This window comes from Thalassovita taeanensis (assembly GCF_900110775.1).
Taxonomy (GTDB): domain Bacteria; phylum Pseudomonadota; class Alphaproteobacteria; order Rhodobacterales; family Rhodobacteraceae; genus Litorimicrobium; species Litorimicrobium taeanense.
The window spans coordinates 153,673-163,439 of the sequence record NZ_FOEP01000004.1 but is presented as its reverse complement, the minus strand read 5'-3'; the positions used below and the strand labels follow the sequence as shown (position 1 = coordinate 163,439).

Genomic DNA, 9,767 nt, shown 5'->3' with positions numbered 1-9,767 from the left:
GTGGCAAGCGAAGCGCATGGTGCCGAACAAGCCGCCGACCAAGGCGGTCTGGTTTTCCACCCGATGGACCAATTCATCGTAAAACCCCTGTTCGGGGGTGATACGGTCGAATGGTACACGATCACCAACGTAACATTGTGGATGGGCGTGACCATTCTGGCGATCATCGCGTTGCTGGTTCTGGGCACCTCGCGCCGCGCCATCATCCCCAGCCGCACCCAGTCGATCGGCGAGCTGGCCTATGGCTTCATCTACAAGATGGTCGAGGACGTGGCCGGCAAGGACGGGGTGAAATACTTCCCCTATATCATGACGCTGTTCATGTTCATCGTCTTTGCCAACTTCCTTGGCCTGCTGCCGATGGCCTTCACCACCACGTCGCACATCGCCGTGACTGCCGTGATGGCCTTTGCGGTGTTCTTTGCGGTGACCATTCTGGGTTTCGTGCTGAACGGCCCCAAGTTTCTGGGCCTGTTCTGGGTTTCAAGCGCGCCGCTGGCGCTGCGCCCCATCCTGGCCCTGATCGAGATCATCAGCTACTTCGTGCGCCCCGTCAGCCACTCCATTCGTTTGGCGGGCAACATGATGGCCGGTCACGCCGTTATCAAAGTTTTCGCGGGTTTCGCGGCCATCACGGCCATCGCCCCGCTGTCCATCGTTGCCATCACGGCGATGTATGGGCTTGAGGTTCTGGTGTCCTTTATCCAGGCCTACGTGTTCACCATCCTGACCTGTGTGTACCTCAAGGACGCATTGCATCCCGGACACTAAGTCAGGGTCAGAAATTTCTGCCAATTCCAACGTAAGGAGACATCTCATGGAAGGCGATATCGTACAAATGGGCGCATACATCGGCGCAGGTCTGGCATGCATGGGCATGGGCGGCGCCGCGGTTGGTGTGGGCAATGTTGCCGGCAACTATCTGGCGGGCGCTCTGCGCAACCCGTCGGCGGCTGCATCGCAAACCGCCACTCTGTTCATCGGCATCGCGTTTGCAGAAGCACTGGGGATCTTCTCGTTCCTCGTCGCTCTGCTGCTGATGTTCGCCGTCTAAGCCTTACGGAACACATCCTTACGCGCGGGTGGGCCGACACGGCCCATCCGTTGTAACCGGAAGTTCCCAAGGAGGACGTCATGGCGACTGAAACGCACGAAGCCGTAGGCGAAGGTCTGGCAGATGCAATGGGTGTAGCGGCGCATGAAGCAGCCGATGCCGCACCCGGCATGCCGCAGCTGGATTTTTCGACCTTTGGCAACCAGATTTTCTGGCTTCTGGTCACGCTGGTCGTGATCTACTTCGTCCTGTCGCGCATCGCGCTGCCGCGCATTGGTGCGGTTCTGGCCGAGCGTCAGGGGACAATTACGAATGACATCGCCAAAGCTGAAGAGCTGAAGGCGAAAGCGGTCGAGGCCGAGGACGCATATAACAAGGCGCTGGCGGAAGCCCGTGCCGAAGCGGGCCGGATCATCGCTGAAACCAAGGCCGAAATGCAGGCCGATCTGGACGCAGCGGTCGCCAAGGCCGACGCCGAGATCGCCGTCAAAGTGGCCGAGGGCGAGAAAGTGATCGCTGGCATTCGCGAGAATGCTTTGGTCAGCGTCAAGGACGTTGCCACCGAAACCACCGCAGCGATTGTTGCGGCCATGGGCGGTGCTGCGGACGAGAAAACTGTGTCAGCGGCGATTGCCGCCCGGATGAAGGGGTAAGGGATATGCGTAAACTGGCTTTTCTCATTGCCCTGACCGCCGCCAGCCCGGCCTTCGCGGCCTCTGGCCCGTTCGTGTCGCTGCACAACACCAACTTCGTCGTGCTGCTGGCGTTCATCCTGTTCATCGGGGTCCTGTTCTATTTCAAGGTTCCCGGTCTTCTGGGTGGCATGCTGGACACGCGCGCCGCCGGCATCAAGTCCGAACTGGACGAAGCCCGCGTCCTGCGTGAAGAGGCCCAGACCATTCTGGTCTCCTACGAGCGCAAGCAGCAGGAAGTTCAGGATCAGGCCGACCGCATCGTGGCACATGCCCGCGAAGAGGCCGCTCTGATCGCCGAGCAGACCAAGGCCGATCTGGAGAAGTCCATCGCTCGCCGTCTTGCGGGCGCACAGGATCAGATCACCTCTGCCGAAGCATCGGCTGTGCGTGAAGTCCGTGACAGCGCCATCGCCATCGCCATCAGCGCGGCGAATGACGTGATCGCCAAGCAGATGACCGCGGCCGAAGGCAACAAGCTGATCGACGCGGCTATCGCCGAGGTGGATGCCAAGCTGCACTAAACGAATGGTGGGGTGACCCTCGTCATACGGTTATAAAAACCCGCGCCCGAAACGGCGCGGGTTTTTGCATTTCACACGGCTCAGACACTCACTTTTAGGTGAGATTCGCCGACCTGCGTGTTCAAGGGTTGAAATGCACGCGATTCCTGCGAACCTGACTCCACTATTTTACGACTGTGTTTTTTAATTATTATTTAGGAGTTTGCTATGCCGAGTGCAGCAGCAGTAGTCGAAGGTATTCAAGCCATTTTAACGCTTGAATCGGTGGTTTCTTCGCAATTGGATACGTTTCGTCACGCGATCGAAATCGAGGTGTTGAACGGCGACGTCGATGCCAACGGGCACATCCTCTATAACGGGTTCAAGGACGTTCACACCTGTTACAACGAGATCGTCTCCAGCGACTATGATTATTGGATCGTGGACAAGGCCGCCAATCCGCCACTGGATCTGCATCCGCCGGAATCGACGATCAAGATGCCAGAAGGCGACGGGTTCCTGTGCGGCTTGCAAAGCAATGCCGGGCGCGGGGTCTATTGCGCGTTTCCGGTGCAGACCAGCGCGGTTTGGTTCGAAATGTCCAGTCAGGCCGTGCGCGACAAGACGGTCTGGAAGGATCTGGCGATCCCAGCGGGCGTCGCGGCGAAGGGCTTCAAATACCCCGGCCGCTATTTCCCGACCTTCATTTTCGGCGTCTATAATTCCTACGGTGGCGACCACTATATGGCACCGCTGTCGGTGATCATGTCGCCCGAGGTGTATCACCCGAACAAGAAGACCGCAGTAGGCACGTGGAGCAGCGGGATCTACAAGGCGCTCTATGAAAACGGGGCACTGTTCGGCATCAAAGGTGAAGAGACCAGCGAGATCGTGATGGATTTCGACACGCCCCTGTTCGATATCGCCGGGATGAACATGTCGGGGAATACGCCCAGAATACTGGGCTATTCCGGCTATGAGCAGGGCGGCAAGCACTATTTCCTCAGCGACGCAGGCGATCTGTGCATGCCCTATGCCAAACTGACCTCCTCGGCGGTTGGGGGCGGGACCAAGGTGATGAACATCAGCCTCAGCCTGCGCCGTGACTATACCCAGCCCAAACAATAAACCCGGATCGCCCGCCGGTCAGCGCGCCTGTTCGTGCTCGAACCGCTGGCGGGCGATTTCCTCGTTCCGGTCGGCCTTTTGCTGATCGCTCAGCGAGGCTTTGACGTAGTCCAGATGCGCCTCGACCGCCGTGCGGGCGGCCTCGGGGTCGCGGGCCTGCAGGGCGGCGTTGATGGCGCGGTGCTGATCCAGCAGGGTGTCGCGGGTGGTGCGCTGGCGGAACATGATCTGCCGGTTATAAAACACCCCCTCGCGCAGCAGCTGATACATCGACCGCATCATGTGCAGCATCACCACGTTATGGCTGGCCTCGATGATCGAGAGGTGGAAATCGGCATCCAGCCGCGCCTCGTCAGCGGGGTCACGCTTGGAGTGGGCGGTTTCCATCTTGTCAAAGATCGTCTGGATCACCCGCAGGTCGGTATCAGACGCCAGACGCGCCGCGCGCGCCGCCGCCAGCCCCTCCATATCCCGCCGAAACGAGATGTAGTCGAACACCGCCTCGTCATGGCTGGCGAACAGTTTCACCAACGCATCCGAAAACGCCGAGCCCAGCACATCGGCGACATAGATACCCGCCCCGGCTTTGGTGGTCAGCAGGCCCTTGTCCTGCAACGCTGAAATCGCCTCGCGCAGCGACGGGCGCGAGACCCCAAGCCGCTCGGACAGCTCGCGTTCGGCAGGCAGGCGTTCACCGGGCCGCAGGATACCGCGCAGGATCAGCAGCTCGATTTGCCGGGTGACGGCGGTTGAAAGTTTCTCTGGCTGGACCTTCTGAAAAGGCATGGATCTGTCCTGTCCGGGAATTGGTCAGATTATATGACCATCGCCGCGATGGGGCAAGGGTGTGGGCACGGGCGCCGGACAAGGGCGGGGCCTGTTCACAAATGCTGAAATAAATGGTCAGTAATATTGACGCAACCGATGCCGTCCGAACATATGCCCAGACCACCGGGAGGAGACCCACCATGGGACTGGACACTATATTCGCCACGCGGATCGCGCGGATGAAGGCTTCGGAAATCCGCGAGCTGCTCAAGCTGCTGGACCGGCCCGGTATCCTGTCGTTCGCGGGCGGCATTCCCGATCCGGCGCTGTTCCCGTCCGACGCGTTCGCCGCCGCCTTTGCAGATGTCCTGAGCGGCAACAAGGCGGGGCAGGCGCTGCAATATTCGGTCAGCGAAGGCTATATGCCCCTGCGCCAGTGGATCGTCGGGCAGATGGCCGCGATCGGCGTGCCCTGTACGGTGGACAATATCCTGATCACCTCCGGGTCGCAGCAGGCGCTGGATTATCTGGGCAAGCTGTTCCTGTCGCCGGGCGATACCGCGCTGGTGGGCTGGCCGACCTATATGGGCGCGCTGGGGGCGTTCAACGCCTATGAACCCGTCTATGACCAGCTCAGCGTGAACGGCAACCGCTCGCCCGCCTCCTATGCCGAGGCCGCAGAGGCGGCTGGCGGACGGGCGAAATTCGCCTATCTGTCGGCGGATTTTGCCAACCCGACCGGCGAGACCGTAAGCCGCGCGGGGCGCGAGAACCTGCTCGACATGGCCGCCGCTCTGGACATCGCGGTGATCGAGGACGCGGCCTATCAGGCGCTGCGCTATGATGGCGCGCCGGTGCCGCCCGTGCTGGCGCTCGAGATCGAACGCTGCGGCGGGATCGAGGCGGCGCGCACGATCTATTGTGGTAGTTTTTCCAAGACGCTGTCGCCGGGGCTGCGCGTCGGCTGGGTCTGTGCCGCCAAGCCGGTGATTTCGCAACTGGTGCTGATGAAACAGGCCGCTGACCTGCATTCGGCGACCGCCAATCAGATGGCCGTGGCCGAGGTGGCGGTGCAATGTTTCGACACGCATATCGAGCGCGTGCGCGCGACCTATAAGGCGCGGCGCGATGCGATGCTGACGGCGCTGACGCGCGAGATGCCCGAGGGGGTGACATGGTCGCGCCCCGAAGGTGGGATGTTCATCTGGCTGACGCTGCCTGCGGCGCTGGACGGGGCCACGTTGCTGGCCCGCGCGCTTGAGGTGCACAACCTTGCCTTCGTGCCGGGCCGCGCGTTCTTCCCCGACGGATCGGGGGGCAACACGATCCGGCTCAGCTTCTCTTGTGCCGACGCCGCGATGATCGACGACGGCATGGCGCGGCTGGGCGCGGTGATCCGCGAAGCGCTGGCCTAGAACTCGACACCGATCTGCGCCTTGATGCCCGAACGGAAGGGATGCTTGATCAGCTCCATTTCCGTCACCAGATCGGCGGCTTCGATCAGCTCGTCTTTGGCGTTGCGACCGGTCAGAACCACGTGGGTCATCGGCGGTTTTTCGTCCTTGAGGAACTGCACGACCTCGTTCACATCCAGATAATCATAGCGCAGCGCGATGTTGATTTCGTCCAGCAGCACCATGCGTCGGCTTTCATCGCGGATCAGGTCCTTGGCCTTTTCCCATGCGGCCTGCGCCATCTCGATATCGCGGTCGCGGTCCTGGGTTTCCCAGGTGAAGCCCTCGCCCATGGTGTGAAATTCGCACAGGTCGGTGAAGTTTGCCAGGATCAGGTCACGCTCGCCGGTGCTCATACCGCCCTTGATGAACTGCACCACGGCGCAGGGCATTTGGTGGGCGATGCAGCGAAAAATCATGCCGAACGCGGCCGAGGATTTGCCCTTGCCCTTGCCGGTATGAACGATGATCAGGCCCTTCTGGTCGGTCTTGGTGGCCATGATCTTGTCACGGGCGACCTTTTTCTTGGCCATTTTTACGGCGTGGCGATCACTATCGGCTGTCATCTGTCGGTCCCCCCGGTGCGTGTTGAGGACCAGTCATAGGCCGGGCAGGCGGGGCGAGGCAAGCGGGAAGGCGGATGTGTCTTCACGCTTCGTTAACCCTTCGGCGGGCAGAGTGATGCGATGCGGATGCTTGTTTTTGTTTTGGGGTTGGCTGGGCTGGTTGGCTGCAACACGCCCGGCCCGGCGTTTCAGGGTGCCCCGGTGTCACAGGTGGCACTGGGCGGCAGCGTGTTTGATGTGCGGGTCAAGGGCAACCGCGCGCAGGCGATCCGCGTGAACCGGCAATATGCGCCGCGCGTTGGCCCGATCGGCGTGCGGGCCGGGCTGGCGATCGAACTGGTCAGCGGCTGCAAGGTCAGGCGGCTGGATGGCGATCAGGCCGTGCTGGTGGCGCGGTTGTCGTGTGGTCGCGCGACTGCCCCCGCAGTGCCCGAACAGTTGCAGTACGAATGCGAGGTCGACGATAGCTATCTGTCGCGTGGTCAGCAGCTTGAGGTCACCGATATGACCTGTCGGCTGGTGCCCGTTTAGGGCAGCGGGGCGCTGTGGCACCGCTCTTTCTCGCGTCTTCGATTCCATATGCGACACGCCGCTGGCTGGCCCGCAGGCTCCGCAAAATCATGCGCCGGGCGGTGTACAGGGGGTGCACAGGGGGTGCACGCCAATCACCCCCCGATCTGGGCAGCATCTGATGCAGATCAAAGCGCGTTATATTCCGTTGCTGCAATGTGACTTTCAGGTCATGCGCGCATCACATCAGGAGGTCCGACATGCTTCGGCTGGCATCCATTCTTTACTCTCTGATCGGCACAACTCTGGCCGGTTCATTGGTTATTGCAGCGTTGGTTATGGGGTACGACACCTTGTCCCCGATCCTGATCGCCGCCGTCGCAGGGTTCATTGTGGCCGTGCCGGTGTCATGGCTGGTGGCCAAACAGATCGTCGAAGAGGGCTGAGGTGCGATTGATGGTCGCGGATATCTATTTAAGATCAAAGCCTTAGTTCAGATATGCGCGCACCGTCGCCTCGAACTCACGCGGCTTTTCGGCATGAAGCCAATGCCCCGTGCCGGGGATCTTGGCGAATTTCGCCTCAGGAAACAGCAGCTTGATTGCCGGGCGGTATTCGGTTTTGACATAGTTCGAATTGGCGCCTGACAGGAACAGGGTTGGACCGGTGTAAGTGCCTGTCATAACGGGAAAATCCAGAATCTTCCCCATCTCTTCCGCCAGCACGTCAAGGTTCAGCTGCCAGCGCTTTTCCTTCACATCCAGCGATTGGGTGAAGAACACCGGCAGAATCGGATCGTCGATCATCGCCTGCAATTGTTCCTGCGCATCGCTGCGCTTTTCGACGCGGCTCAGATCCACGGCCTTCATCGCCTCGACATACTGTATCTGCGAATGGTCATAGGGCACAGGCGCAATATCTGCCACGATCAGCCGGTTCACCAGCTCGGGGTATTTCAGCGCCAGCACCATCGCCGCCTTGCCCCCCATCGAATGGCCCAGCACATCCATCGGCTTGCCGTAAGCGCGGATGACCTGCGCCAGATCCTCGGCCATGTCCTCGTAGGAATGGGTTCCAAACCAAGGGCTTAGGCCATGATTGCGCTGATCCACCGCGACAACCTGACGGCTGTCGGACAGGCGTTTGGCGATCACGCCCCAGTTCCGGGCCGAACCATACAGCCCGTGAACGATCAAAAGCGGCGGCAGGTCAGTGGGCTGCCCATGAGTGACTGTATTCAGCATGCCTTTTGATAGCTATGATAGCAGTGTATTGCCAGCGTCATTATAGCCAAATGTTGTGAGCGGTATTTTTGGCCGAGGTGTTGTTAAATGATTGAGCAAAAAGAATTAAACAGAATGACGCAGGAGCTTGAGACGCTTCTGGCCGAAAAATTCGGTGCCAGAAAAGGACCACTGGCCAAGCGATTTCGCCGCGCCGGGCGGCGTCTGCCTTCGGGTATGCAGGTCCGCGCTGATGAGGTTCTCAAGGCGTTGGAGCAGGCCAGTCACCCCAAGCTGATACGGATGATTGATCCCGACCACCTGCGCCGCCGGTATGACGAATTGCGCGCGCATCTTCGGTCGATTGACCCGGCGGACCGTCGCAAGGGCTTTGCGTTGGGGGTGCTGGGCGGGCTGGCCTTCAACATCCTGCTGTTGACGGCGTTGGCGGTGCTTTTCGTGCGCTGGCGCGGGTTGCTGTGACCATACCGCCCAGCCATGCGATTGTATGCAAAACGCCGCCGCTGTGTTCAGCGACGGCGTGTGCAGTATCTTAAAAACAGCGTCGAATCAAAGGTTTGGGTACAGCGGGAACTGCTTGCACAGCGCCTCGACCTCGGCCTTCACCTTGGCTTCGACTTCGGTGTTGCCCTCGTCGCCATGGGCGGCCAGACCATCGACCACTTCGACGATCCAGTCCGCGATCTTGCGGAATTCCGCTGCGCCAAAGCCGCGGGTTGTGCCCGCAGGCGTCCCAAGACGGATGCCGCTGGTGACAAAGGGTTTTTCCGGGTCAAACGGGACACCGTTCTTGTTGCAGGTGATATGCGCCCGTCCCAGAGCCTTTTCGGCCGCCTTGCCGGTCACACCCTTGGGGCGCAGATCGGCCAGCATCAGGTGGTTGTCGGTGCCGCCGGAAACGATGTTGATACCGCCCTTCATCAGCTGATCGGCCATCGCACGAGCGTTGGTGACCACTTGCGCGGCATAGCCTTTGAACTCGGGGCGTAGCGCTTCGCCAAAGGCCACGGCCTTGGCTGCGATCACATGCATCAGCGGGCCGCCCTGAAGACCGGGGAACACAGCCGAGTTGATCTTTTTGGCGATGTCGGCGTCGTTGGTCAGGATCATCCCACCACGCGGGCCGCGCAGCGATTTATGCGTGGTCGTGGTGACCACATGCGCGTGCGACAGTGGCGAGGGGTGCTGACCTCCCGCGACCAGACCGGCGATATGCGCCATGTCCACCATCAGATAGGCGCCGACTTCGTCGGCGATCTTGCGGAACGCTTCCCAATCCCAGACGCGGGAATAGGCGGTGCCACCTGCCACGATCAGCTTCGGCTTGGCGGCCAGCGCCTGCTCGCGGATCGCGTCCATGTCCAGCAGTTCGTCTTGCTGGCGCACACCGTACGAGACGACGTTGAACCATTTGCCGGACATGTTGACCGGCGAGCCGTGGGTCAGGTGGCCGCCCGAATTCAGGTCAAGCCCCATGAAGGTATCGCCGGGCTGCAGCAGCGCCAGAAACACCGCCTGGTTCATCTGGCTGCCAGAGTTGGGCTGCACGTTGGCGAACTCGCAGCCGAACAGCTGTTTGGCGCGTTCGATTGCCAGTGTTTCGGCCACATCCACGAACTGACAGCCGCCATAGTAGCGCTTGCCGGGATAACCTTCGGCATACTTGTTTGTCATGACCGAACCTTGGGCCTCCATCACCGCCGCCGAGACGATGTTTTCAGAGGCGATCAGTTCGATCTCGTGGCGCTGGCGTCCCAGCTCGTCCGTGATTGATTTGAAAACCTCAGGATCGCGGGAGGAGAGGGGCTCGGTGAAGAAACCGGAATCAGACATCGGGGGCTCCGTCAT

The 9,767-nt window shown here is 60.7% G+C and carries 13 protein-coding genes; 9 read left to right on the top strand and 4 right to left on the bottom strand.

Annotation, left to right across the window (positions count from 1 at the left end):
- The 5 genes from BSF79_RS07535 (at position 1) to BSF79_RS07515 (ending at position 3,377) form a co-directional block, all read left to right on the top strand.
- The gene (locus BSF79_RS07535; protein ID WP_090269252.1) at positions 1-771 is read left to right on the top strand and encodes a F0F1 ATP synthase subunit A; all 771 of its coding nucleotides are present in this window, start codon (positions 1-3) and stop codon (positions 769-771) included.
- A gap of 46 nt (positions 772-817) precedes the next feature.
- A complete protein-coding gene (locus BSF79_RS07530) occupies positions 818-1,054 on the top strand; it encodes a F0F1 ATP synthase subunit C (protein ID WP_090269251.1) in 237 nt (78 codons plus the stop codon).
- 80 nt (positions 1,055-1,134) lie between these two features.
- Positions 1,135-1,707, top strand: coding sequence for a F0F1 ATP synthase subunit B' (locus BSF79_RS07525; RefSeq protein ID WP_090269250.1), 573 nt, complete (start codon positions 1,135-1,137; stop codon positions 1,705-1,707).
- 5 nt (positions 1,708-1,712) lie between these two features.
- Complete coding sequence (locus BSF79_RS07520; RefSeq protein WP_090269249.1) at positions 1,713-2,270, top strand: F0F1 ATP synthase subunit B; 558 nt, start codon at positions 1,713-1,715, stop codon at positions 2,268-2,270.
- Positions 2,271-2,477: 207 nt separating this feature from the next.
- A complete protein-coding gene (locus BSF79_RS07515) occupies positions 2,478-3,377 on the top strand; it encodes a hypothetical protein (RefSeq protein WP_139246400.1) in 900 nt (299 codons plus the stop codon).
- An 18-nt stretch (positions 3,378-3,395) separates the two neighbouring features.
- On the opposite strand, the gene BSF79_RS07510 is transcribed toward BSF79_RS07515, so the two are convergent.
- Positions 3,396-4,163, bottom strand: a complete 768-nt coding sequence (locus BSF79_RS07510) for a FadR/GntR family transcriptional regulator (protein WP_090269247.1) — start codon at positions 4,161-4,163, stop codon at positions 3,396-3,398.
- A gap of 182 nt (positions 4,164-4,345) precedes the next feature.
- Here BSF79_RS07510 and BSF79_RS07505 point away from each other — a divergent pair, with 182 nt between their 5' ends.
- Complete coding sequence (locus BSF79_RS07505; RefSeq protein ID WP_090269246.1) at positions 4,346-5,560, top strand: aminotransferase-like domain-containing protein; 1,215 nt, start codon at positions 4,346-4,348, stop codon at positions 5,558-5,560.
- Here the strand turns inward: BSF79_RS07505 and cobO are convergent.
- Positions 5,557-6,165: a cob(I)yrinic acid a,c-diamide adenosyltransferase gene (gene cobO, locus BSF79_RS07500; RefSeq protein WP_090269245.1), complete on the bottom strand. Its 609-nt coding sequence runs from the start codon at positions 6,163-6,165 to the stop codon at positions 5,557-5,559. The two genes, BSF79_RS07505 and cobO, sit on opposite strands and share 4 nt — an antisense overlap.
- A 120-nt stretch (positions 6,166-6,285) precedes the next feature.
- Here cobO and BSF79_RS07495 point away from each other — a divergent pair, with 120 nt between their 5' ends.
- Positions 6,286-6,696 (top strand): hypothetical protein, encoded by a 411-nt coding sequence (locus BSF79_RS07495; RefSeq protein ID WP_090269244.1) that lies wholly within the window; start codon positions 6,286-6,288, stop codon positions 6,694-6,696.
- A gap of 239 nt (positions 6,697-6,935) precedes the next feature.
- Positions 6,936-7,121, top strand: a complete 186-nt coding sequence (locus tag BSF79_RS07490; RefSeq protein ID WP_090269243.1) for a CTP synthetase — start codon at positions 6,936-6,938, stop codon at positions 7,119-7,121.
- Positions 7,122-7,163: 42 nt separating this feature from the next.
- On the opposite strand, the gene BSF79_RS07485 is transcribed toward BSF79_RS07490, so the two are convergent.
- Positions 7,164-7,919, bottom strand: coding sequence for an alpha/beta fold hydrolase (locus BSF79_RS07485; RefSeq protein ID WP_090269242.1), 756 nt, complete (start codon positions 7,917-7,919; stop codon positions 7,164-7,166).
- 114 nt (positions 7,920-8,033) lie between these two features.
- Here BSF79_RS07485 and BSF79_RS07480 point away from each other — a divergent pair, with 114 nt between their 5' ends.
- A complete protein-coding gene (locus BSF79_RS07480; RefSeq protein WP_217650052.1) occupies positions 8,034-8,381 on the top strand; it encodes a hypothetical protein in 348 nt (115 codons plus the stop codon).
- Between the two features lie 87 nt (positions 8,382-8,468).
- Here BSF79_RS07480 and glyA read toward each other — a convergent pair whose 3' ends face one another.
- Complete coding sequence (gene glyA, locus BSF79_RS07475) at positions 8,469-9,752, bottom strand: serine hydroxymethyltransferase (protein WP_090269467.1); 1,284 nt, start codon at positions 9,750-9,752, stop codon at positions 8,469-8,471.
- Positions 9,753-9,767 lie beyond the last annotated feature (15 nt).

Coding starts and splice junctions, on each gene's coding strand:
- BSF79_RS07525 (WP_090269250.1), top strand. CDS start 1,135: ATGGCGACTGAAACGCACGAAGCCGTAGGCGAAGGTCTGGCAGATGCA.
- BSF79_RS07495 (WP_090269244.1), top strand. CDS start 6,286: ATGCGGATGCTTGTTTTTGTTTTGGGGTTGGCTGGGCTGGTTGGCTGC.
- BSF79_RS07485 (WP_090269242.1), bottom strand. CDS start 7,919: ATGCTGAATACAGTCACTCATGGGCAGCCCACTGACCTGCCGCCGCTT.
- BSF79_RS07530 (WP_090269251.1), top strand. CDS start 818: ATGGAAGGCGATATCGTACAAATGGGCGCATACATCGGCGCAGGTCTG.
- BSF79_RS07510 (WP_090269247.1), bottom strand. CDS start 4,163: ATGCCTTTTCAGAAGGTCCAGCCAGAGAAACTTTCAACCGCCGTCACC.
- BSF79_RS07520 (WP_090269249.1), top strand. CDS start 1,713: ATGCGTAAACTGGCTTTTCTCATTGCCCTGACCGCCGCCAGCCCGGCC.
- BSF79_RS07515 (WP_139246400.1), top strand. CDS start 2,478: ATGCCGAGTGCAGCAGCAGTAGTCGAAGGTATTCAAGCCATTTTAACG.
- BSF79_RS07490 (WP_090269243.1), top strand. CDS start 6,936: ATGCTTCGGCTGGCATCCATTCTTTACTCTCTGATCGGCACAACTCTG.
- BSF79_RS07480 (WP_217650052.1), top strand. CDS start 8,034: ATGACGCAGGAGCTTGAGACGCTTCTGGCCGAAAAATTCGGTGCCAGA.
- glyA (WP_090269467.1), bottom strand. CDS start 9,752: ATGTCTGATTCCGGTTTCTTCACCGAGCCCCTCTCCTCCCGCGATCCT.
- BSF79_RS07505 (WP_090269246.1), top strand. CDS start 4,346: ATGGGACTGGACACTATATTCGCCACGCGGATCGCGCGGATGAAGGCT.
- cobO (WP_090269245.1), bottom strand. CDS start 6,165: ATGACAGCCGATAGTGATCGCCACGCCGTAAAAATGGCCAAGAAAAAG.